At 50.2% G+C, this 23,316-nt stretch carries 17 protein-coding genes; 8 read left to right on the forward strand and 9 right to left on the reverse strand.

What is annotated here, in order from left to right:
- Positions 1-281 precede the first annotated feature (281 nt).
- The 3 genes from katG to yqfB all read left to right on the forward strand — a co-directional run bounded on the left by katG (position 282) and on the right by yqfB (position 4,414).
- Entirely contained in the window at positions 282-2,459 is a 2,178-nt protein-coding gene (katG, locus tag EHW56_RS00260; RefSeq protein WP_152799854.1) for a catalase/peroxidase HPI, read from the forward strand.
- Between the two features lie 181 nt (positions 2,460-2,640).
- Positions 2,641-4,008, forward strand: coding sequence for an anaerobic C4-dicarboxylate transporter DcuC (gene dcuC / locus EHW56_RS00265; protein ID WP_152799856.1), 1,368 nt, complete (start codon positions 2,641-2,643; stop codon positions 4,006-4,008).
- Positions 4,009-4,099: 91 nt separating this feature from the next.
- Positions 4,100-4,414, forward strand: coding sequence for a N(4)-acetylcytidine aminohydrolase (yqfB, locus tag EHW56_RS00270; RefSeq protein WP_152799858.1), 315 nt, complete (start codon positions 4,100-4,102; stop codon positions 4,412-4,414).
- 91 nt (positions 4,415-4,505) lie between these two features.
- Here the strand turns inward: yqfB and EHW56_RS00275 are convergent, their stop codons facing one another.
- From EHW56_RS00275 to budA, 3 genes are read right to left on the reverse strand one after another with little or no spacing between them, the layout of a single operon-like run.
- A complete protein-coding gene (locus EHW56_RS00275; protein ID WP_152799860.1) occupies positions 4,506-5,264 on the reverse strand; it encodes an SDR family NAD(P)-dependent oxidoreductase in 759 nt (252 codons plus the stop codon).
- A 27-nt stretch (positions 5,265-5,291) separates the two neighbouring features.
- Positions 5,292-6,974 carry an acetolactate synthase AlsS gene (gene alsS, locus EHW56_RS00280; protein WP_152799862.1) on the reverse strand — a complete coding sequence of 561 codons (1,683 nt, stop codon included), beginning with the start codon at positions 6,972-6,974 and terminating at the stop codon, positions 5,292-5,294.
- 41 nt (positions 6,975-7,015) lie between these two features.
- Complete coding sequence (gene budA, locus EHW56_RS00285; RefSeq protein WP_152799864.1) at positions 7,016-7,792, reverse strand: acetolactate decarboxylase; 777 nt, start codon at positions 7,790-7,792, stop codon at positions 7,016-7,018.
- A 194-nt stretch (positions 7,793-7,986) separates the two neighbouring features.
- Between budA and EHW56_RS00290 the strand changes: the two genes are divergently transcribed.
- Complete coding sequence (locus EHW56_RS00290) at positions 7,987-8,904, forward strand: LysR family transcriptional regulator (protein WP_152796710.1); 918 nt, start codon at positions 7,987-7,989, stop codon at positions 8,902-8,904.
- Here the strand turns inward: EHW56_RS00290 and EHW56_RS00295 are convergent.
- The gene (locus EHW56_RS00295; RefSeq protein WP_152796709.1) at positions 8,901-9,959 is read right to left on the reverse strand and encodes a hypothetical protein; all 1,059 of its coding nucleotides are present in this window, start codon (positions 9,957-9,959) and stop codon (positions 8,901-8,903) included. The two genes, EHW56_RS00290 and EHW56_RS00295, sit on opposite strands and share 4 nt — an antisense overlap.
- Positions 9,960-10,083: 124 nt before the next feature.
- Positions 10,084-11,133, reverse strand: coding sequence for a hypothetical protein (locus EHW56_RS00300; protein ID WP_152796706.1), 1,050 nt, complete (start codon positions 11,131-11,133; stop codon positions 10,084-10,086).
- Positions 11,134-11,464: 331 nt separating this feature from the next.
- On the opposite strand from EHW56_RS00300, the gene EHW56_RS00305 reads away from it, so the two are divergent.
- Entirely contained in the window at positions 11,465-12,244 is a 780-nt protein-coding gene (locus tag EHW56_RS00305; protein ID WP_152796704.1) for a transcriptional regulator, read from the forward strand.
- A gap of 308 nt (positions 12,245-12,552) precedes the next feature.
- Complete coding sequence (locus EHW56_RS00310; protein WP_152796702.1) at positions 12,553-14,043, forward strand: aerolysin family beta-barrel pore-forming toxin; 1,491 nt, start codon at positions 12,553-12,555, stop codon at positions 14,041-14,043.
- A 161-nt stretch (positions 14,044-14,204) separates the two neighbouring features.
- Here EHW56_RS00310 and EHW56_RS00315 read toward each other — a convergent pair whose 3' ends face one another.
- The 4 genes from EHW56_RS00315 to EHW56_RS00330 all read right to left on the reverse strand — a co-directional run bounded on the left by EHW56_RS00315 (position 14,205) and on the right by EHW56_RS00330 (position 21,575).
- On the reverse strand, positions 14,205-14,768 hold the full coding sequence (locus EHW56_RS00315) for a sugar O-acetyltransferase (protein WP_152796699.1): 564 nt from the start codon (positions 14,766-14,768) through the stop codon (positions 14,205-14,207).
- A gap of 230 nt (positions 14,769-14,998) precedes the next feature.
- Positions 14,999-17,452, reverse strand: coding sequence for a M9 family metallopeptidase (locus EHW56_RS00320; RefSeq protein ID WP_152796697.1), 2,454 nt, complete (start codon positions 17,450-17,452; stop codon positions 14,999-15,001).
- Between the two features lie 121 nt (positions 17,453-17,573).
- Positions 17,574-19,376 (reverse strand): Na/Pi cotransporter family protein, encoded by a 1,803-nt coding sequence (locus tag EHW56_RS00325; RefSeq protein WP_227486545.1) that lies wholly within the window; start codon positions 19,374-19,376, stop codon positions 17,574-17,576.
- Positions 19,377-19,568: 192 nt separating this feature from the next.
- Positions 19,569-21,575, reverse strand: a complete 2,007-nt coding sequence (locus EHW56_RS00330) for a M4 family metallopeptidase (RefSeq protein ID WP_152796695.1) — start codon at positions 21,573-21,575, stop codon at positions 19,569-19,571.
- A gap of 249 nt (positions 21,576-21,824) precedes the next feature.
- Here EHW56_RS00330 and EHW56_RS00335 point away from each other — a divergent pair, with 249 nt between their 5' ends.
- Together EHW56_RS00335 and EHW56_RS00340 are read left to right on the forward strand one after the other, a co-directional pair.
- Positions 21,825-22,619, forward strand: a complete 795-nt coding sequence (locus EHW56_RS00335) for a DUF2927 domain-containing protein (protein WP_172970043.1) — start codon at positions 21,825-21,827, stop codon at positions 22,617-22,619.
- A gap of 138 nt (positions 22,620-22,757) precedes the next feature.
- The gene (locus EHW56_RS00340; RefSeq protein ID WP_046073384.1) at positions 22,758-23,174 is read left to right on the forward strand and encodes a CBS domain-containing protein; all 417 of its coding nucleotides are present in this window, start codon (positions 22,758-22,760) and stop codon (positions 23,172-23,174) included.
- Positions 23,175-23,316 lie beyond the last annotated feature (142 nt).

Genomic DNA, 23,316 nt, shown 5'->3' on the forward strand with positions numbered 1-23,316 from the left:
GTCATGCTGCCATTGTGTTTTGGTGGCCATACAAGGTGTTAGGAAAAGGAGTGTCTATTTATCAATGCATTAGCGGTGTGGCATTAAGCGTATGCTGACTGGTAACTCTGGTGTCAGCAATCACAGTAATTGGCAAAACAGATTAGCGCGGATGTCTAATGCCTATTAACGTTGTATTAGTCGGGACAATCAGACACTTCGCCTGATTGCCTATTAACGCAATGCGCAAGCTGATTCGCTGTGAAGAAAGCTTGTCGAACAATAAGAGCAAGGAGAAAGCAATGTCTCAACAACGCTCAACGTCGGGAGGGCAGTGCCCTGTCATGCACGGCAGCAAAACCTCGGAAGCGATGGCACACAAAACCTGGTGGCCAAACGCGCTAAACCTCGACATTCTTCATCAACATGACAGTAAAACCTCCCCCTTTGATGATGATTTTGATTATCACGCCGCGCTTAAAACTCTCGATATCGATGCATTAAAAAAGGATGTGAAAGCGTTACTGACCGAGAGTCAGTCTTGGTGGCCCGCCGACTGGGGACATTATGGCGGCTTGATGATCCGCATGGCATGGCACTCCGCGGGGAGCTATCGCATTGCCGACGGCCGCGGTGGCGGTGCGACCGGTAACCAGCGTTTTGCGCCTTTAAACTCATGGCCGGATAACGCCAATCTCGATAAAGCCCGCCGCCTGTTGTGGCCGATTAAGAAAAAATATGGCAACAAAATAAGCTGGGCAGATTTAATTTTGCTGGCGGGGACGATGGCGTATGAATCGATGGGCTTAAAACCCTATGGATTTGCATTTGGCCGCGAGGATATTTGGCACCCTGAGAAAGATACCTACTGGGGCGCAGAGAAAGAATGGCTGGCGCCAAGTGATGCTGAAAACAGCCGCTACTCTGGTGAACGCGATCTGGAAAACCCATTGGCAGCGGTGATGATGGGGCTGATTTATGTCAACCCAGAAGGGGTGGATGGCAATCCCGATCCGCTTAAAACCGCGCAAGACATGCGTGTCACCTTCGAGCGTATGGCGATGAACGATGAAGAAACGGTTGCACTCACCGCAGGTGGCCATACTGTTGGTAAGTGTCATGGCAATGGCGATGCGGAACAGCTCGGCCCCGAGCCGGAAGGTGCAGCGATTGAAGAGCAAGGCTTAGGGTGGAACAACCATCAAGCGCGTGGCATTGGTCGCGATACGGTCACCAGTGGCATTGAAGGGGCGTGGACCACCCATCCCACGCAATGGGATAACGGCTACTTTTATCTGTTGTTTAACTACGAGTGGGAATTGAAGAAAAGCCCTGCGGGTGCGTGGCAGTGGGAACCCATCGACATCAAAGAAGAAGATAAACCTGTCGATGTGGAAGACCCCTCTATTCGTCGTAATCCCATCATGACGGATGCTGATATGGCACTCAAAATGGACCCAACCTATCGCAGTATTGCGGAGCGTTTTTATCAACATCCCGAGCAGTTAGCGGATGCCTTTGCTAAAGCCTGGTTCAAACTGACGCACCGCGACATGGGGCCTAAATCGCGTTACATCGGCCCAGATGTGCCAAGTGAAGACTTGATTTGGCAAGACCCTGTACCGGCAGGACGCACCGATTATGACGTCGCGTCGGTAAAAGCGGATATTGCCAACAGTGGCCTGACACTGGTAGAGAAAGTGACGACCGCATGGGATAGTGCGCGGACTTATCGGCAATCTGATAAACGAGGAGGGGCGAACGGCGCGCGGATCCGTCTAGCGCCGCAAAAAGATTGGCAAGGGAACGAGCCGGAGCGTTTGGCGAAGGTAGTCAACGTGCTGAGCAATATAGCCCAGAAGCATCAGATTAGTTTGGCCGACACCATCGTGCTGGCAGGCAATCAAGGCATCGAAGAAGCCGCAAAAGCGGCTGGCGTCCCCGTCGACGTTCCCTTTGCGCCCGGTCGTGGTGATGCCACGCTTGAGCAGACTGATGTGGCTTCGTTTGAGGTGCTAGAACCGGTTGCAGATGGATTCCGCAACTGGCTGAAAAAAGACTACACCGTTCAGCCTGAAGAGTTACTGCTCGACCGTGCCCAATTGATGGGACTCACGGCCCCTGAAATGACAGTATTGCTGGGTGGTATGCGCGTACTTGGGACCAATTATGGCGGTGCGCCGGAAGGTGTACTGACCGACCGAGTGGGGCAGCTAAGTCATGACTTTTTTGTCAACCTGACAGACATGGCGTATCAATGGAAACCCGTCGGCCGCAACCGCTATGAAATCATTGCGCGCGACTCTGGTGCGGTGAAGTGGACGGCAAGTCGCGTTGATTTAGTGTTCGGTTCAAACTCTATTTTACGCGCTTATGCTGAGTTTTACGCGCAAGATGACAACCAAGCCAAGTTCGTACACGATTTCGTGGCGGCGTGGGTGAAAGTGATGAACGCTGACCGCTTTGATCTTCACCACTAGCCGATGACTTAACCAAGACAAACTGTGATCGCCAAGCCGCCTTTTATTGAGAGGCGGCTTTTTATTTGTCTTAAATCAAGCTCGGGGTTGGTTCTTGTCGTGCTACAGGCAGGGGTTTAGTACAGTGAGCTGAGTAAATTCCATCCAATTCTTTTATCTTTATCATCTGGCGGAGTGAATTATGCTAGAACTGCTCATTGGGCTAGTGGTAACGGTGGCTGTGGGCTACTTCATTGTCAAAGGTTATCGTGCTGCAAGCACCTTGCTAACCGCAGGGATTTTATTACTGATTATCACTGGGTTAATCGGGCACAGTGTCCTACCGGCTAAACTAACGTCGACGGGCAACCTGTTTACCGACTCGCTTGAATACGTAAAATACATGCTGCAATACCGGGGTGGTGGCCTCGGGATGCAAATTATGTTGTTGTGTGGCTTTGCGGCCTATATGTCGCACATTGGTGCCAACAATGTGGTGGTGAAACAGTTCTCTAAGCCGCTATCGGTGATCAAGTCACCTTATGTGCTGCTCGTAGCGGCCTACATCGTGGCATGTTTGATGTCGCTGGCGGTCAGCTCTGCAACTGGGTTAGGTGTCCTTCTGATGGCGACCTTGTTCCCGATGATGACTGCAATGGGCATTTCTCGTCCTGCCGCCACCGCAGTGTGTGCGTCACCTGCTGCCATTATTTTGTCACCCACGTCGGGCGATGTGGTGATTGCGGCGGAAAAATCCGGGTTGCCTCTCCATGTGTTTGCGGTTGAAACCGTATTGCCAGTCTCTATTTGTGCAATCATCGTGATGGCCGCCGCAGCATATTTTTGGAACAAATACCTGGATAAAAAAGAAAACACGCCGATGGAGCGTGTAGATGTCTCTGAGATAGAAACCCACGCGCCTGCTTATTACGCAGTGTTACCGTTTTTACCCATTATTGGGGTGTTCCTGTTCAATGGGCAAACCATCAAGGGGCTGTATCTTGATATTTATACCATCGTGGTCTTGTCGATCTTCTTGGGGGCATTGGTGGACTTTGCGACCAAAAAATTTGATGGCAGAAGAACGCTAGAAGATCTCGATGCCTGTTATGAGGGCATGGCGGACGCCTTTAAAGGCGTCGTGATGCTGTTGGTGGCTGCTGGTGTATTCGCCCAAGGCTTGATCTCGATTGGTGCGATAGACAACTTATTGGGCTTGGCGGAAAGCGCCGGCGCCGGCGGCATCGCGCTGATGATGTTGCTAACCTTGCTCACTGTCGCGGCAGCAATTGCGACCGGCTCGGGTAATGCGCCTTTCTATGCGTTTGTTGAACTCGCGCCCTCGTTAGCCGCGAAGATGGGGCTTAACCCAGCGTTTTTGATTATCCCCATGTTGCAAGCGTCTAATTTAGGTCGCACGGTTTCGCCTGTATCGGGAGTGATCGTGGCGACATCTGGGATGGCAAAACTCAGCCCGTTTGAGGTGGTTAAACGCACCTCGGTGCCAGTTCTCTGCGGATTAATCACCGTGATTATTGGCACGCTTGTATTGGTGCCGATGATGGCGTAACGTCACAAGGTATGGAAAGCCCGCGTGCAAGTGCTCGCGGGCTTTTTTAATTGTATTGCACATAGGCCAACACGGTTTGGAAGAAAACAACATGACTACCCCGACTAAAATCACTTTTTTCTCCACCTTAACGCCCATGGTGGCCGCCGGTGTTAAAACCATCACCATTCGCGATGAATCCGAAAGTCACTATCAACCTGGTTCGCGCGTCGCGGTACATCAGCTAGAAACCGATCATTATGTGTGTGACATTGTGATCGACAGCGTTGCTCCGCTTGCTTTCGAGGACATTAATGCCCGCCATGCTGAACAAGAAGGGATGTCGCTGACTGAGCTGAAGGCGCTGATTTTGCAAATCTACCCAGAACGTCCTCCGTTGTTTGTGATCGATTTTCACCTTGCTTAATGGCTCGCTCTTATTCGCGGCGAGTGGATTGACAGTGCGCCATGAAAAAAGCGCGCGATAACACGGACGCATCGCGACGCTTGGTGATTTCTCAGACGATTTTGGGTTGACCATCCGAGGCGGTGGCGCCGCCATCAACGGGGAGGTTAACACCGGAAATAAATGATGCATCGTCACTGACAAGAAATGCGACCGCAGACGCGACTTCTTCAGGCTCTGCCGGACGACCTAGTGCGATACGTTCATTGAACTTTTCCCGCACCGATTCAGGCCAGCCATTGGTCATGTTGGTCTTGACCAAGCTAGGACAGACGGCATTAATACGCACGCCTTGAAGGCCGTGATCGAGTGCCATGGCACGCGTTAGGTTCGCAACCGCCCCTTTTGCGGCACAGTAAAAAGCCGCGCCCCAATCACCGCCTAGGCCTGATACTGATGCCGTGTTTACCATTGAACCTTTGGTTTTAATTAACTCAGGCATGGCGTATTTGGCGCAAAAAACCACACCATCAATATCTACTCCTGATACTTTCTCCCAGTCAGCCAGAGTGCCGTCAATGACCGAACCAGGCGTATGCACCCCTGCGTTATTGATCAGCATATCTAGCTGCCCAAAGTGGGATACCACTTCTTGAATCATGGCTTCTACCGCTTTTGGATCTGACACATCGACAGAGAGCTTCAAGACGCGATCAGCATCGTATTTTGCTGCAGTGTCATTTAATGCCGCTTGGTTCCAGTCTGCAATGGCCACTTTGGCACCTTCTTGATAGAGGCGGTCGGTAATGGCTGCGCCAATGCCGTTTGCAGCACCGGTTATCAATGCCACTTTTTGATTAATACCTTTCATAGTTATCTCCATTATTTAGCTTATCTATTAGGCGAATACCGGATCCATACTGCCGGCCTCACGAGGGGCCATTAGCTTGTAGTTGTCACTATAATCGACGGGAATCGCGATCACGGCGGGTCCTTCGGTGTCCATGGCTTGCTTCAATTTGCTGGCAAGTTCTTCTTGGCGTGTGACCGCAAAACCTTTGGCACCAAACGCCTCGGCGTAGGCTTTAAAGTCAATCGGGCCGAATTTCACACCGGAAAAGCGCTGATATTTTTTGACCTCTTGCATCTCTACCATGTTGTAGGCGTTGTCCACCCAAATAATGTGTAGCAAGTTGCATTTGAGGCGCACAGCAGTTTCAAGCTCCATGCTTGATTGCATAAACCCACCGTCACCGGAAACGGACACCACTTTGCGATCGGGATTGAGCAAGCTAGCACCAATTCCCCAAGGAAGGGCGACGCCCATGGTTTGTTGGCCGTTCGAGACCAACAATTGACGGGAACGGAAGCAGTTGAGGTAACGAGCAATCCAAATGTGGAAACTACCCATGTCCAAGCACAAGGTTGTGTCTGGGGTGATCACATCCTGCATCACTTTGATTAGGTGTAACGGATGCAAAGCAAACTCTTGGTGTGAATGGCTATAAGCACGAATCGCTTGACGTTGGTGGGCGACTTCTTCGAGCACATCGACGGTGGTAGATGGCATCAGCCAGTGATGATCGAGCTGCTCGGTGAGTGCTTTCAGGGTTGGCTCAATTTGGCCAACGAGCTCAACGCTGGGGCGATAGTAATGCTCGATTTCCGCAGGCTCGACATCAATATGCACGATGTCTGTGTGTTGGGTATTCCAAAGCTCAGGATCGTATTCAATCGGGCTAAAGCCAATGGTGATGATAAGGTCTGCATTTGCGAGCAATAGATCACCGGGCTGGTTGTTGAACAAACCCACCCGACCCGCAAAGCGCTGGTAGTAGCTGATATCAACAGTACCTGCCGCCTGATAGGTGCCGAGAACGGGTAATTGGGTACGGTTAAGCAGAGTACGAATAGCGGCGGCATTCTCGGGGCGACTGGCTTGCAAACCTAGAAGGAACACCGGATTTTTCGCCGCTTTGATTTTATTGGCCGCTTCGCTGATGGCTCGCGTATCTGCCATGCCGGGCTGGGCGGGGAAGGTCGGTGCGAGAATATCGCTTTCAACGCGTTCGTTGAGAATGTCCATGGGCAGACTGACAAAGGCAGCGCCGGGGCGGCCGCTTTCTGCTGAGCGGAAGGCATTGGCAAGGATCTCAGACGCAGCAGTGCTGGCTTGAACCTCGGCGCTGTATTTGGTGACGGAGCGGAATACGCTCACGGTATCAAGGCTTTGGTGGGTTTGTTTTTGATGGTCGGCCCGTTTTACCGCGCCCCCTAATGCGACCAAGGGATCGCCTTCTGAGGTTGCGGTTGCCAGACCAGTGACCAAGTTGGCACAGCCTGGGCCAGAGGTCACCATAGTCACACCCGCCTTACCGGTAAGACGGCCGACGACGCCTGCCATAAAGGCACCATTCGCCTCGTGACGAACGGGAATCATCTTGATGTTGGTGTCTTCAACCGCGTCAAAGAGACGGTCGATTTTGGCGCCAGGAATACCAAAAATGTATTCCACACCTTGGCGCTCTAGGTGATTTGCAATCAGTTGTGCGCCATTGTCCCACTGTGTTTTTTTAGTCATGTTGGGCTCCTCGTGAGGTTGTCTCCTAATGGGAGGTGATATTATTTTTCTGCTTGTTCGATAGCGGCGTGTATGTTGTCCGGCGTTAAATTCGCGCCGAGGAAGCTGGCATTGGTGGGAAGATCAATGACCAGTTTAGAGACCCGTCCAATTTGCAAGGTGCCACAAGCTAATTCGTAGTCTTGGACATGGCCACCGCCTTGGCGTGTGTCAGTGATAAAGTGCTCGTGATAGCCAGCGACATTGATCCCTTGGGTATATTGTGGGCTGCGAAAACCAGCAATCACGCCATTGACATGGTCAAAGCGAAACTCAGGTTGTGCCGCGATGGCCTCAAGCATAGGTTTGTACGGCGGAGTTTGTTTGGGCACAGTGCGAGTGCGCACATGCTCAAAGGCACCATCGATACGAACCGCACAAAAAATGTTATCGCTTGGCACCAAGCTATCGATGACATCATGCAGCTCTTGGCGCGACATGGGGTGATCAAAAGACTGGCTGATCTCTGGCTTGAAGAAGGTCATGACCGCAAAGGGGGTCTTTTGGTCCGGGTCGGCATGACGCGCCGAGCCATCACCGCGCAGCTGAAATATGGTTTTATCAAAGGCGATGAGCTCACCGTCGAGTTGGTTGAATGTGCCGAGGCCGAAATCGCCATGTTTGAGGAGATCGGCCATGGTGGTGTCGCCCTCGTAGATGCCATCAATCAAGGCACTCATCAGGGAGGTTTGATAGATTTCGCCTTCACCCGTGTGTTGGTGATGCTCAACGTAGGCGGCCGCAATGTGCTCGGCACAGTGGCAGGTTTGGGTGCTCATAAAGCGTCCTCGTTAACCGTATTTAACGACCGTTCTGATAATCAAACGGTTCGTTGCGTGAAACCTATAGTTATGATGCGAGCTGACGTGAATAGCATCCAATACAAAAAAGGTTGGCTTTGATATCGAAAAGATATGGCACATAAAAAACGTGGTAAGATACTGAATATCAGAGACTTCTCAGAGGTAGAGTCATGGAGCTAAGGTATTTACGGTATTTTGTAACGGTGGCAGAGTGCCGACACTTCACCCGCGCAGCCGAAAAATTGGGCATTGCGCAACCACCACTGAGTCAACAAATTAAAAAGCTAGAGCAAGAGGTGGGCGTGCCTTTGTTTGAGCGTTTGTCGCGTGGGGTGGCGCTAACGCCGGCCGGTCAGGTGCTTTATGATGATGCGGTGAAAATCTTGGCGCAGTTAGATCATGCCGTGCAGCGGGTCAAACAAGTGGCGCGAGGAGAGCGGAATCAACTTCGGCTTGGGTTTGCCAGCTCGACAGTGGTGAGCCAAGCCGTGTTAGAACTTGTTCGACGATTACAGCAAGCCCATCCAGAGATTGATTTTCAACCAATAGAGCTGCCTATGCCTTCTTTGGTGGAAACCTTGCGCCAGCAGGATGTCGATCTCGCCTTTCTTCGCCTGCCGTGTTATGCCAGTGAACACGTGGCGCACACGCCGCTGTTTCCTGACCCGTTTAAGCTAGTGGTGCCCGCTAATCATGCCTTTGCCAAGCAGCAAAGCGTGACGTTGTCACATTTGGGCGGTGATCCGATTATTCTGTTTCCGCGTGATATTGGTCCGGGATTACATGATGCTTTGGTGGACGCATTAAAAGGAGCAGGACTGGCGCCCTCGAATGCCTCGTTGGCACCGCAATTACATTCAGCAACGGCAATGGTGTCAGCGGGGTTTGGTATTGCCTTGGTACCTGAATCATTGACCACACAGCTGAGCGATCATGTCGCTGTCGTCGCGGTTGAAGATATGCCGTTAGTCAGCCACGTCGTACTCGCGTGGCAGCGCACCAATACCGCTCAGGGTGTGCGTCGGTGTATTTATACCGCACGTGAACAAAGTGAACGGTTAGCGTCAGAGGCCCTCATGGGCGACTAAGATTGCTGAGCTGCACGTTGCAGAAATTCCAACTGCATTCGCTCTTGCTCACTCATTTGATAGGGCTCGTCGGATAACTGTCCGGTGTCAAAAACACCGAGTGAATAATGATCCTGTGGGCTGATGCCAAATTGTGCCCGCTCACCGGGATAGCCCGACATACGCTCAATCACCACGTCTTTCAGTTGCCATTCATCGCCATAGCCACGCATCGAGGCTCGAAAAGCGCGTAGCTCTAGCGTTTGCTCGCCCTCACTGAGGCGTGTCTTATTGGTTAATACCGCAACGGGTTGGTCGTCAGCAGTAAATAGATTAGCACGTACCCGATAAATACCGCCTTTGTCGATATCCAAAACGAGCGGGATAACCATATCCGGCCCGCGGCCGAAAACTGGCTTCACCCCTTTCACTTCCGCAATGGGCTGATAAAGGCGAAAATCGGCGGTGAGCACATCGTCGCCCCCATCAAAACTGAGGGCTGCTTTAAGACGAAGCTCGACAGGCCAATCGGCTTCGGGCTCAATGCTCCACTGTGTATCTGTGACATCGAGGTGGGTCAATTCCCGATTAGCCTCGACATCAATGACCGACAAAGTCGCGTGATTAAAAGAGGCAGGGGTGACCAGTGAGGCTTGGATTTTTTCTGGATAAAAGTAGCGGTATTGGTTGAGCTTTAATGCCGCTTTCACTGAGCCATCGAGAATTGGCATTGGGGTCGAGATATGTTGATTCCAGTGTAAATACGGGCTTTGTTTTGATGGAATGGGGAGCGAGTAGCCGGGGTGCTGGATTTGTTCTGCATAATCGGCGGCAATGTAGCTGAGTGTCGGCGCCATCGAGGTTTTCATCACATCGGGCTCGGCAGGTTGAGCTTGTGCTTTGTGGCGCGTGGTATTAGAAAGGGAGGAGGCGGCTTCACGCATATTCGGGGGCGAAGGTGTGTGGCCACGTTCGGTCGTCGTTTGATGTGTCAGCGTGTCTGGTGCATCTAGCCATAAATACGCTGTCGTTCCCATTGATACGACCAAGGTTACTGCGAGCAGCAGTCTAGTCATAGTAATCCCTAATTAATGTGTTACAGCCACGGTAGCACAGGAAAGAAAAGCGAATAAATCCAACCTGCTGCCCTTATCTCGATGAAAGGGCAGCTTTGTTAATCACGTCACAGCCTGTCCGAAATCATTGTGGGAGAGCATGAACCAGCTCCGACAAGGTGTCACGGTCTGAATCACGGACATAACGGTACTTCTTACCAAACCAGCCATCTTCGTCAATGGTCTCGACAGCGATACGAGACTGATCGCCGAGCTTAAGCTCAGGATCGGTGGCTGTTACTTTGCCTTTATGCCAAGGATTAAAGATAGTCAGATGGCTATACTTATCGCCCATCAATAGCGGGTAGTGTGAGGGCATAAAGCGTCGAACCCCTTTGTGGACATAATCTAATTGCCCATCAAACTCAATGGCGGTTGAACAACTATCAAATGCATCGACATCGGCGGCACCACAGGCCGAGTGGGCGGCGACCACGCCATCGTCGCTGCCTGGTATAAAGGGTGATGTCGCCCCTAAGAAGTCAGAGCCATTGCCCACAAAACGAATACGCGGTACACGGTTATCAGGCCACATGGCGAGTTGGCGCGCGTTTGCCACTTTCAAGTCGTTCAGTACGCCGATATTGTCTTTGCTGGGGAGTTGTCCCATCCACAGTGACACGGCTTTTTTCATCGCATGATTTAGCCAACCACCACCTTCAGCAACATTCACCGCGATGTTGGCCAGTTCAACGCCGCCGCCTGCGCCTGCAAAGTCAAAGGTGCCGACAATGTTGAGTGGCTCGAGCCCTGCGTTATTCAGCCAGTTTGCTTGGTTGTCTAACAGGTAGCGTGCCACCAAGTCGCCGGTAGAGTGGGTCACTAAAATGCAGCCGGACAGACAGGTTTCTTGCTCGGAAAGCGTTTTTAATGCAGGCCATAGATAGTCTGATGCAATCTTTCCTTCGATCCGCTCGTGAGCGGGCCAATCGACACGGGCATCAGCATGCTGTAACCAGTAGTTTTGCCAGTAGTTTGAACCATCTACGGCTACTTGATCACGATCTGGTCGGCTTTGTAGTTGATCGGGTTGAAAGCCATGGATTAAAACGACTTTGTAGGGTCCTATGGCTGCAAAACTTGCAGCAGAGAACAATGCAGAGAGGATGAAGAGTGTTTTATAAATATATTTCATTATTGTTGCCAACCTGTTTTGAGTAAACACTCAGTATTTATAGCTGATTATAAACTCATTGCCATAGTAATAAATGGGTCAGCAAAAGAAAATTTAAACGAAAAAAAGAAGAAAGCACCCTATCCACACCCTTGTTTTGTATAGTAAATGACCGTATTTTGTGTGAAAATACATCAGCTGAACCCAGTATTAACCATATATTCTAAGGGGTTAATATTTTTATGAATAAACGGGTTAATCACATCATTTCTTGAAATGTGATCTTGTTTCTAAATAAAACGATGTTTATCGCACTAAATAACTGATTGTTTTATTATTAAAAGAAAAAACTATGATTTATTTCGACAATGTCGCAAGGAAACTCCACAACGATCACAAGTCAACTCGAATTGGATTTCGCGAGACGCTTGTCCTTGAGTGCCTTCTGCAGCACGCACCGCAAGCCGTCAGTAAGCAGACGCTGATCTGTTATAGCTGGGGGAGTGAGTACATTGGTCAGACGTCGCTGGCTAAATCAGTCAGTGCTTTGCGGCGCGCCTTGATCGCAATAGGTGCAGACGCTTCATTGGTGGTCACGGTCCCTAAGTATGGCTACCGATTAACACAAGGCATGATCGCTCATCATACCGCTGAGCCCGCATGTAGTGAGGTGGATGACGTTACGCCATTACCTCAACCTTCCCTCCCTCAAACAGGGCGATCCTCACACCCTCAGCCATCAAGTCAGGCTCAGCGTAAAGTGCCTCTCTACCGGCAGTGTTTGTTGATTGCGATAACACTATTGCTGTGCGTGGCAACAAGTGTGTTTGTGGTTGGAAAAATGAATGGATGGCGGTGGAGTGATTGGGTTCAGCGAGGAGGGTTAAATCAAAAGCGTGTTGGGGCGCTTTACGTGTTTTACCCGCCCGGTAGTGAGCTCGGCTTTTCTATAGAGCAATTTTTAACTCATAGCCAGTGTAACTGCCTTGTTTATATTGAAAAAAAACACAAGTACTCCACCTTTCTTTTTGTTTCAAAGCAGACCCATCGGAGCACTTTTATTCGATACTCTCCGCTCAATATTATTCATGCGACACAAAAAATAGATGAATTTCTTCAGCAGGAAAAATAATACGCTAGATTCATAAGCAACAACTAAATTTATTCTCATGCCTAAACATGATGTTCTTGATAGGCCAAAAAATAGAGCCTTAACTCTATTTTCATCGCCAGCTTCCTCCTTTCTATTATTGAATGAAAATCACATTGAATATTTGGTGTTTTTTTGAATGCCTAGCGGTAACTTTATGAAGTTTAAAAGGAATTAATTTCAACGCTTTTCATTATTTTTTATTGAACCGTTATGAAAGGGTAAGGGCAGCGACGACCATGACAGTCGCACTATGACTCTTATTTAAGGTTCAATAAGGAATACGTCAAATGGCTAATACAATACGAGTAACGGCGCTCACTGTGTCCAGCTTATCAGTACTGGTTTATGCTGGGCTCGCGCAGGCAAATATTTACCCTGATCAAATTGTGCTCGATAACTTAGGTGATGACCAATGTCGCGCGAATTACCGCCCCCTTACTGCCGATGAAGCAAGCACACATCGTCATTTTCTGATGGATCGCATGGGACAGTGGCAGATTTCCGGCCTAGCAGGTGATTGGGCCATTATGGGCAGTGGATACAACGGTGAAATCAAGCAATACGGCCAGACGGCCGATACTTGGTGTTATCCAGAAAACGATGAGGGCGAAATTCCTCATTATGCTGCCAAAAGCATCCCTGAGGGCACAGAACTTGATATCCAGTATGCACTCGTGAATAACCGCAGTGAGTTTGTTAAACCACTGAGCTATCTCGCGCATTATCTCGGTTATGCATGGGTAGGTGGCAACCACAGTGACTATGTCGGTGAAGATATGGACGTCTGGCGCTCAGGTGACAAGTGGCATATTCGCGGTAATAATGACGGGGGCTGTGATGGCTATCGTTGTAGTGATAAGACCACTATCACGGTCGATAATTTTGCTTATACCCTCAATGATAGCGATTTTTGGCACGGTGATGTGGTCGAGTCTGATCGCCAGTTAGTTAAAACTGTTTCCGCGGTAGCACGGAATAATACCGATATTGATCAACAGGTTGTGGTCGATCTTAAAGTCGATGAATCCACCAGTTGGGAAAAAACCAACACCTATGGCTTTTCACAAAAAGTGGAAACTGAAAACAGTTTTGATTGGCCGCTGGTGGGTGAGACCAAGTTAACCATTTCTTTTGAGGCAAACCAAAGTTTTGCCAGCAGCAATGGCGGCGCGAGCAGCGAGCAAGTGACCTTGCAAGCACGTCCTTTCGTCCCAGCACACTCAGAGATCCCTATCCGTGTTGAGTTATATCGCTCAAGCATTTCGTATCCTTATCGCTTCGGCGCAGACATCAGTTATGACGTTAACTTTAACGGTTTCTTGCGCTGGGGCGGCAACGCATGGCACTCCCATCCAGACAATCGCCCTACACATGACCATACCTTCACCATGGGCCGCAGTAGCCAGCCGTCTGCCGATATTGCCTATCAGTGGCATCATCGTTATATCCCAGGTGAAGTAAAATGGTGGGACTGGAGTTGGGCCATTGAGAAATACGGCCTACAGAGTATGCAATGGGCAACAGGCAAAAGCTTACGTCCTTTCTACTCCCACGTATCTGGCGATTTCTATGCAGAGTCACAATACGCGGGCACCATCGAAGTCGGACAAGCCAAATCGTTTACCTCTCACCACGCTACGCGCAGCAAGCGGTCTGCGCCCTTCATGGCAAGCCATGATCGCGTAAATGGGGTGGAGCTCATTTCCAACTTTGATTCGGATGAGTTGGCCGCACTCGGATTTGAAAATGCTGAACTGACGATTAAACCTGCTCAGTAAGCCGAAAAAGCAGGCAATCAGCAAACGTGCCGCACCCAAGAGGTGCGGCTTTTTTCAGGTGGCGGGTGGAGGGCGTCCGACCTCAAGAACTTGTGCGATAGTTGCAGAACAGTGCTTTCATAGACTAATTTATTGGCACAATATTGACGCGTTGAATTTGCTCACGCCTCTTGCTTGCTGCTCAGTGCTTTGATGTGGCGAGCGGGTGTCCCTCCGTATAGACTGTCAGGCGGCACGTCGTGCTTAACCACCGAGTTGGCGGCGATGACGCTGCGTGCCCCGATCGTGACGCCCTGACAGATAACCACATTGCCGCCAATCCACACATCGTCTTCCACCACGATGGGTTTGCACCAGGTCTCCCACGAGCGGCGGCTTTGATAATCGAGAGAGTGGGTGGGAGTGTAAAACTGGGTATTGGGGCCAATCAGCACATGGTCACCGATAGTGATCGGTGCGCCATCGAGCATAGTGACATTCATATTGATTAAGGTATTGCTGCCAACCCGAATGGTCTCACCAAATTCACAATGGAACGGCGGTTGGATCACCGAACCTTCGCCGATAGCACTTAATAACTCGCGCAGCAGTTGCTGCCTTGTCGTCGTCTCTATTGTTTGATTGAATGCCAGTAAGGTTCGTGTGGCATGGTCTCGCCTGATATCAATGGATCCATCACTGTCGTCGAAGACAAGTCCTTGGCACATCTTTTCCCATTCAGTCATGGTTTCTCCTTATTAATCGTGAACAGTGATACAAGACCAGTCATGACGGCATTATCTCAGTTTGTGGGAGCGTGAAAACAGAAATCATTCCTTAAGCGTTTTTCCTCTTTCTATTATTTTCCTTCTCCTATGGAAATCGAACAAAAAAGCGCCACTCGGCAGTGGCGCTTGGTAGCATTTTTTAGTGCTTAGTGCTTAGTGCTTAGTGCTTAGCGCTTAGCGCTTAGCGATCAGCGAAAGTAAACACGCACATCGGTTTGGCTTCGGCTTCCATCGCCCGTGAGCAGTAGGTGCAGACGTTGCTGATCACGTAAATCGACCTCGATATACTGGTTGCTGCCCGGCACGTCTGAAACGGCTTGATTTTGCGCTTGCGTTGGCCAGTAATCCTCGGCGGCGAATACGCTCAGATCGCCCGCTTCACCGTCCGCCATGACCCACACTTGCGCTTTGGTTGCGCCTTCAGGCACATCGGCATACAGGTAGCGACGTTGATAGACGCTGATGCTATTGGGACTCGCGGCGTTAAGTTGCATCGGGCGCAAGTCATCGGTGCCTGCTGGCGTTTCAGGCTGTGGTTCTGGCGTTGGCTCGGGTTGCACTTGGCCTTCCGCATTCACTTTGACGGTGACATCGGTAAAGTCACCACGCCCGGTGACACTTAAGGTATAGCGGCCTGGCTCTACATCGTTAAGGGTCACGGTTTCATTACTCGTCGGGTTCCACTCGGTGGCGTCAAAATCGTAATAGTGCGCTTGACGATCTTTCGCCACGTAGAGATCGGCATTGCCCTGTCCTTCAATGCTAAATGTCAGCGCGCTAGCAGGTTGGGTAAGGTCAATTTGATACAGGTGCTCACTGTAGGCTTGTCCACTAATGGTGACGGTTTGACCTAGAGACAGGGTTGTGATGTCTGGTTGTTCTGGTTCTGGTTCTGGTTCTGGCTCGGGATCAGGATTTGGATGAGGCGGCTCGCCGCTATCTGAACTATCCAGCGTGGTCAGCCATTGTGAAAATGCGGGACCATACTGTTCACCATAATCCTTTACCAAGTTCGACCATTTTTCAAAGTGTCCAGCTCGGCCGGCTGCGAGCAACGCATTGATAGCTTCTGGGTGCTTTTCAAACAAGAAGCGTACCGCCAAATAGCCCCAGCGATACACGCGGTTCACATCATGCTGGTAGGTGGTGGCAAAAATGTCACTGAGTGAATAGCCGCCTTCTTTGCCTAAGCGTATGGCGTCGGCATAGTTGTCGCCATGGGCCATATACTCCGCAAAGCCTTCAAGCCACCACACCGTATGACCGTGACGAAGCACGTCGTTGAAATCGCCGTACATATTAAAGCGGCCATCCAGATAGTGAACGTACTCGTGCTCAAGGTTCCAAATGGAAAGCGATTGACCATTATCATTCCGGTACGCGATAAAACGGGCTTGGTTATCTGGATCGGCAGGATTTCCTTCTAGGTATTGGCCGCCATTATCGGTCGAGTTACCAAACAAAAAGGCTGAATAGGTTTTGTAGTCCGATGGGTTATCAAACACCACGACTTCAACGCTGTCGTTCAGATCGTCGGCGACCGCTTGATAACCTGAGTTCACGGTTTGATGAAAGGCCACTTCTTTATCGTGCAGGCTTTCACATGCCTGCTGCGATTGCGCTTGTGTCATGCTTTGTGAACGAATAATGGCCGGGCCGTCACATTGATGGCGATAAGGCACCACTTTGGCTTCCAGTGTTGCTTTGGCATCAGACAAACCTAATTCCGTCACCTTGTCGGGAGCGTAAGCATCCACCATTTCTGCCATGCCCACCCATACGGCGTCGTTTGTGCCGCCTAGCGGGAAACGCGGTAATAGATCACGATAATGGCTAATCACACGATCTCGCACGCTGGCTTGGGGGGCCATCAATAGCCGTCCCATTTCGCGGACGGTGTTTGATACCAATAACGCCCCATGGTCGCTATTGGATAGCTGAGGATGATTGACAATGAACTGATAAAGGCGGTCAATCAAGGAGAGATCGGCGGCGAGCACATCGTAAAAGGCTTGACGAGACTGGTGACCCGCCATGGCGCGGAAAAGGTTGTTGAGCGCATCGGCGTAACGGCGGTCGTCTAGGCGGTCTGGGTTGAGGTTTTCCAGCAGTTGAATTTGTAGGTCTAGAGTCTGCGGCAAGCGCTTGATGCTATCGGCCATCAGCGTTAAGCCATGCAAGGCATCAGTTTGGGCGCGACCTTTTGCCGTGGCGTAAGGCGAGCGTAAAAATGCATTGATGGTATCCGCGAGGCGATCGTCTAGCGCATCAGAAAAATCAGCGTTCGCTTTGTCACCGTAGAAGCGTACATAGTAGGCCGCGCGCACGTACTCGGCTAAATTAGCAATTTGGCGAGCTTGGCTGTCATCACCCTGATAATGGGTAATAGTCTGCGATAAACGCTGTGCCACTTTACTTACAAAGGCTTCTTGGTAGAGATTGTTATATCGAATAGACGCGGTGTCGTACCAGCTGGTAAAGCAACTGCGTTCAGCACTCATAATGGCTTGGAGCGGTGTGTTACTGGCCGCTAAATCGGCAATATCACATTGAGCATCAGCCCATGCACTGGTGCTACTAAAGGCGGCAAGCGCAATGAGTGCCGATAGAGTTTTGGGTCGGGAAGGAAATAGTGTATACATTTCAAGCTCCTAGATATGATTAGGCGGAGCCGTTATAACGATTTTCCCGACACTATTGGTTTAATGAGCCTAAAAATTAGGGCTTGGTTCCGTTTTCTTTTTAAAGTCTGCTAGTGACGTATCACTGCGGGTCTTTTTCTCGCAGGTGTAGTTTGGCGATCCGTTTCGTCACTGTATACACGCGCTTTAGCGACTCGGTCCACTCCATCTCGATACTAAAAAGTTGCAAGCGGTTGGCGTCATGCTCTACCAAGCGCTCGGCTTGATGGGCGAGCACTTTATCCAATAGCGCGTTAAGCGCACGTTTGGTATGCAGTACTTGTTTCGCGCGTTTATTATCACCACGTCGAATGGCATTCACGCTATCTAGCAGCGCATGTGTGACTTTTTCTTGAATATTATCAAGGATTTCACGAATATCATCACTGATATCGATCTCAGCATGCAGTGATTTATCCATGATGGGCACCAAGGTGTCTTCAATCAGATCAGCAATGCTCTCAAGCTGATCGGTCATGCTAATTAGGGTGATCTGTCGGTCACTCTGTGCTTGCGTGAGAGGCTCTTTACGCAATCGACCGAGATAAAAAAGCACATGTCCGTGCAAAATATCGACTTGATGCTCAAGCTCATCGATTTTCTCTAACGCATGAGTGGCCGCTTCTCGCTCTTGCTGGGAAGCTAATTTTGAAGTGAGAGGCGGGAGTGCATTCATCATATTGCAAACTCGGCGTCCGATGCGTCCAATCTCGAGCTGGGCTTGATCCATGGCAATATCGGGTGTCATCAGCAGTTCTTTGGAGAGATATTTCGGCGAAACAATAGGTTGTTCACTTGGTGCAGGCTTACGAGTTTTAGGGATGATCTTCTTTGCAAGCCAAACAAACCCGCCGACAAACGGCAACATGACCAATGTATTTAAGACGTTGAATAGGGTGTTGGCATTGGCAATTTGGCGAGGCAATTCCGCGCCTAAGCGCTCAATCCCCGTGAGGTCAGGATGACTTGGCGACAGTGCGACGCTCCAATCACTCAACACACTAATCAATGGAAGCCATACCAACACCCCGATAATGTTAAACAGAATATGTACGCTGGCCGTTTGTTTAGCCTCTCGCGATTTCCCAATCGCGGCGAGAAGAGCGGTCACACAGGTGCCGACGTTGGCACCCATTGCTAATGCGATCCCGCCCTCAAGGGAGATAAAGCCTTGCCCCGCGAGGACGATGACAATCCCGGTTGTGGCAGATGAGGACTGCACTAGCGCGGTAAACAGGGCCGCCAGTAGAATGGCAAAAAAAGGATTGTGCATTTTCGCCATGGTATCAATAAACGGCTGATAATCGCGCAGCGGTGACATTGCCTCACTCATCACGTTCATCCCCGTAAAGATCAATCCCAACCCGAATAGCATTTTACCGTATTGCTTGGTTTTATCGGCCTTGGCGGTAAATTGAATAAAAAAGCCGACGGCAACCATCAGATAGGCGGCTTGAGTGATTTTAAAGGCGACAATTTGGGCGGTAATGGTTGTCCCGATGTTGGCACCCATGATCACGCCTGTTGCTTGCGCGAGCGACATTAACCCCGCAGAAATAAACCCGATGAGCAGCACAGTCGTGACAGAGGAAGACTGAATGGTTGCGGTCACCCCGGCCCCTGTGAAGACACCGGCGACTCGGTTAGTGGTGAGTTTGGCTAACAAGGCTTTAAGTCGGCTTCCAGCGGCGTTTTTTAGTGCTTTGGACATTTTATCCATGCCGTATAAAAACAGCGCCAGGCCACCGAGCAGCCCCATTAACATTGTGAGGGTATGGAGCGAAGACGCGTCCGTGTTCGCTGCCCATGTGAGGGAGGGCAGCAAAAATAAGAGGGTGGCCAAAAAGCGCCACTGCCAAGTATGACTCAACGCGGTTAGTCGCATTTATCGCCTCTACGTTGCTAGATTATGACCAATAATCATTAACATAGATGCAATAAAACTGTAATGCGAGTGGCGCAGTGACGTTAGGTGAGGCATTGACGGGAAGAATCGCTAGGGGATCACACTCTTAGAGTAACGTGAGACGGTGTTAACTCAAATAAAGCGGCCGACAAAAGGTCGGCCGCAGAGCACTTAGCCTTGGCAGCTGCCTTGATACTGCCAAACCCATTGGTTGGTGAAAGGGTCTATGCCCCAGTTATCTTGCGTGGCCTGGAATAGATGCCCTTGATATTGAACGGAGACGCCTGCTGGATAATAGTTGTATCCACCCCAAGTCGGCATATTGGTACAGCGGTTGGTATCTACCCCGCGATCGTCAAGGCGTGCTAACACGTTGGTCGCATAATCACGCGCCCCCACGACAGTGACGTACAGATCCATGCCCTGAATTTGGCTAAAGCCACAGTACTCTTCGTTGCCCGCATTCGTTGAGGCGCAGTCGTTATCATTGACGGTTGCAGGGCGACCTACCGCGGCATATAAATCTACTTCGCCGTGACCACGATAGGTTTGCAGCCAAACAGTGCCGCGAGGCGCATTGTGTACCACGAACTGGTAACCAGTGCCCGCGGGCCCTTGGATTTGCACGGGCTGATCGAGTGTCAGTGGCAAGATTTCTGGATCAGGTTGTGGCTCTGGGTCTGGCGTAGGGTTGCCTCCCGTTCCTTGGCAACCTTGGGTTTGAATGCCCACTTCGGCAAAGGCTTGGCTTACTGCTCCGGCTGGGTAGTTAAGGTCTTTAGCGGCTTCGCAAACCCCATTCGCACCTTGTTGGAAACTGGAATTCGGACGCCAATAAAGCTGATTCGCTGTCGCAAATGCTTTAAAGGCCTTTTTGATATTCCATTGGTCGTTGGTGGCGAGATGGTAAAACGCTTTGTTGAAGATACCTGAGCTAAAGTGCACGTCGATGCCAGAGTAATAGCGGTCGACATGACCAATGGAGCGTCCATCTTGGCTTGGGTTGATGAAATAACGCATAGCTTCGCTATGTTTCATCACGTCTTCACCCATTTTCCAGTTAAACTCACCAAATACGTACTGTCCCAGAGCCGCTGCGGCGACATCCGAGAAAGACTCATTCATCCCACCGGACATGCCTCGGTACTCAAGCCCTGAGTTTTGCTCGGTAAAACCATGGCTCACTTCGTGAGCAATGACATCCCAAGTGGTTAGGGGATACATGCTGCGATTACCGTCGCCAAAGGTCATTTGCCTGCCATCCCAAAAAGCATTGCCATAACCTTGGCCGTAGTGGACGCGCATGGTGAGCTTTTGTCGAATCGGACGTATACCGAGCCAGTCTTGGTACATATCAAATACTTTCTGGCCAAAAAACTGCGCATCATTCATTGGCGCATAAGCACCGTTGACTTGACGGTAGGTGTTTTGTGGGCAATTAAACTGATGAACCTCTCCGCCCCATTCGCGGTTATTCATGTTTAATGTCACCACGTTGGGGCTATCCATTTGGCAGTAGCGGTTGACCTCAAAACTGCCTAGCTGGGTATTGGGACCGAAATTAAATCGGCCGCTCTTTTGGTTACCGCCGGGGCCACCCGCCTCTAGGTGCGCGATGCCCTCCCAGCTGTCAAGAATATCGCCAGACTTCGCATCAATAATTTTGATTGGACGCGATGGATGACCATCGTCGCTGGCGAGGTAGTCGACTTTATAGACCAGGCGGGCTGTTTGTTGTTTATCCAGCCAGACCAAAAGCTCTGTGTTCGCATCGGCTTGATGAAAATGCTGACTGCCTTGGTGAGTCTGGCCTTGTGCAATCGCGATAGCCTGCTGTTGATTAATCATGGGGAGTGTACCACCGATATCTTGTTCGATATCAGTGACAACGTCACCTTTAACGCTGGGCGCAAAGCCGCGTGCGGCGGTATTTTCAACCACCGAATAACCGTAAACGGGAACGCCATGATGTAGCTGCTGCTTGCGCACTAAGGCTTTGTTGCCCACTTGTAGGCGTGACTTTTCACGAAAGCTTAATGCTGGCGATGACGCCACCATCGTGCGAGGTTGATCATCATTTAATGCCGCGCTCAAATCTAAGCTTGAGGCGTCGACCACATTGGCAGCCTGAGCAGGTATCGCTAATGGAAGGGTTAAAGCGAGTAGCGTTTTACGCATAGTGTCCTCTTCATACTACAACGAGTTAAAAATCCTTGGTTACTATCCATCGTGTGCGTCTCAAGCGGGTTTTTGAGCAGTGATAATGAGGATTTGGTTCAAAAAGTGTCTAGAAAAGTGGAACTGATGTTCGATTTTTACGTTATGTGCACAAAATAAAAGACATCGCTAGCGTGTGTTAAAAAATGATTTAAGCGTTGTAATTTCGTGACTATGCTAGCTAGGGGATTCGATATCGGGAGTAATACTGTGAGTCACTCATATTGGCGGCTTTTTCAGCGGATGGTGTTATTAGCCTTGTGCCTAACCGTGACGCCTGTGATGGCAAACCAACAGGCTTGGCAGTCGCCTGATTATATTGTTGAGGCATTTTATCGTATCGCATTTCAGAGCGAGTATGTGCAAGGTGAACAAGGCGTCCGCAAGTGGGATGGCCCGATCCGCTATCATGTGGCGCATCCGATCAGTGCGAGCCAGTTACACGACGATCTTGTCACATATCATGTTGCACATCTGGAGACGCTAACCGGGATCGACTTTATCCCAACGCCGACTCCGCAGCGTGCCAATCTAACGATTATGTTCACCAATCATGAACGTTTTTTAGATGATGCGCGCAAGCAATTTGCCAATGCGGATGTCTCCCCGTTACAAGATGCCGTTTGTGCTGCCAATTTTAGAGTCAATAAGCATGGTGCGATTCGTTATGCAGCGGTCGTTATTCCCGTTGATTTGGCGCGATCCAAAGGGAAGCTAGTGGCCTGTGTGGTGGAAGAGTTGACCCAAGTGATGGGACTGCCGAATGACGATGACCGGGTTTTTCCATCGATTTTTAATGACCGCACGCCACAGCAGCTTTTGACTGGGCTAGATGGCTTATTGCTCAGGCTGTTATACCTCGACGAAATAGAAGCCGGGCAAGATTGGCAGACGGCACAGACCATCATTCAGCCAGTCGTTGAACAGTGGGCTCGTGATGGCACCATCGAGAATGCACACCGAAGTGTAAAAACCGGTGAGCTTTATCGTTTACTCGGCTGGTAGCCCACCGATAGAGCGAGCTATTTATCCATTGGTTTGCTCAATAACACAAATTGTTTAAAGTGATTTAGACATTTCGCCAACTTCGACAACACTTAAAGTACTGGACAACAGATTGTCATGACGATTAAGGGAGGCGACATGGAGTCGATCACCGTTAAAGATTATATGAATAAACGCCCGGTAACCTTTTCACCGGATATGCCGCTTTCCAGTGCACTGGAAAAACTGCTCCGCAGTCAGCAGACCGGTGGACCTGTGGTGGATGCTAACAAGCGTTTGGTTGGTTTTATTTCTGAGCAAGATATGTTGCAACAGCTATTGCGCGACAGCTATCACTGTCAAGATTCACACGCCGTGGCTGATTGCATGACCAGTAATGCCTTGGCGGTTGAATCTGAGGATAGCATTATCAAATTGGCTGAAATGATGGCGCCGACCAAACCTAAACTGTACCCCGTGGTCGACGAGGGCAAGTTGGTGGGTATTATCACCCGGCGGGATGTCTTAAGAGCCATCAGTATGCAAATGGGTGAATGTCTTACCCATCCTGTTTGAGGTTTGTTTATTGCGCACCTTACAAACGGGGTAAGGTGCGCTCATTCTCGTATTGATACCCGCGTCGCTTCTTTTACTCTCTCCCTACCTTACGACTATCTCGCCGCGCTTCATCGCTGCCTAAGTACAAAAACCGAACGAA

Origin of the sequence: Salinivibrio sp. VGrn1 (assembly GCF_009377995.1) — a bacterium.
GTDB lineage: Bacteria > Pseudomonadota > Gammaproteobacteria > Enterobacterales > Vibrionaceae > Salinivibrio > Salinivibrio siamensis.

Coding starts and splice junctions, on each gene's coding strand:
- katG (WP_152799854.1), top strand. CDS start 282: ATGTCTCAACAACGCTCAACGTCGGGAGGGCAGTGCCCTGTCATGCAC.
- dcuC (WP_152799856.1), top strand. CDS start 2,641: ATGCTAGAACTGCTCATTGGGCTAGTGGTAACGGTGGCTGTGGGCTAC.
- yqfB (WP_152799858.1), top strand. CDS start 4,100: ATGACTACCCCGACTAAAATCACTTTTTTCTCCACCTTAACGCCCATG.
- EHW56_RS00275 (WP_152799860.1), bottom strand. CDS start 5,264: ATGAAAGGTATTAATCAAAAAGTGGCATTGATAACCGGTGCTGCAAAC.
- alsS (WP_152799862.1), bottom strand. CDS start 6,974: ATGACTAAAAAAACACAGTGGGACAATGGCGCACAACTGATTGCAAAT.
- budA (WP_152799864.1), bottom strand. CDS start 7,792: ATGAGCACCCAAACCTGCCACTGTGCCGAGCACATTGCGGCCGCCTAC.
- EHW56_RS00290 (WP_152796710.1), top strand. CDS start 7,987: ATGGAGCTAAGGTATTTACGGTATTTTGTAACGGTGGCAGAGTGCCGA.
- EHW56_RS00295 (WP_152796709.1), bottom strand. CDS start 9,959: ATGACTAGACTGCTGCTCGCAGTAACCTTGGTCGTATCAATGGGAACG.
- EHW56_RS00300 (WP_152796706.1), bottom strand. CDS start 11,133: ATGAAATATATTTATAAAACACTCTTCATCCTCTCTGCATTGTTCTCT.
- EHW56_RS00305 (WP_152796704.1), top strand. CDS start 11,465: ATGATTTATTTCGACAATGTCGCAAGGAAACTCCACAACGATCACAAG.
- EHW56_RS00310 (WP_152796702.1), top strand. CDS start 12,553: ATGGCTAATACAATACGAGTAACGGCGCTCACTGTGTCCAGCTTATCA.
- EHW56_RS00315 (WP_152796699.1), bottom strand. CDS start 14,768: ATGACTGAATGGGAAAAGATGTGCCAAGGACTTGTCTTCGACGACAGT.
- EHW56_RS00320 (WP_152796697.1), bottom strand. CDS start 17,452: ATGTATACACTATTTCCTTCCCGACCCAAAACTCTATCGGCACTCATT.
- EHW56_RS00325 (WP_227486545.1), bottom strand. CDS start 19,376: ATGCGACTAACCGCGTTGAGTCATACTTGGCAGTGGCGCTTTTTGGCC.
- EHW56_RS00330 (WP_152796695.1), bottom strand. CDS start 21,575: ATGCGTAAAACGCTACTCGCTTTAACCCTTCCATTAGCGATACCTGCT.
- EHW56_RS00340 (WP_046073384.1), top strand. CDS start 22,758: ATGGAGTCGATCACCGTTAAAGATTATATGAATAAACGCCCGGTAACC.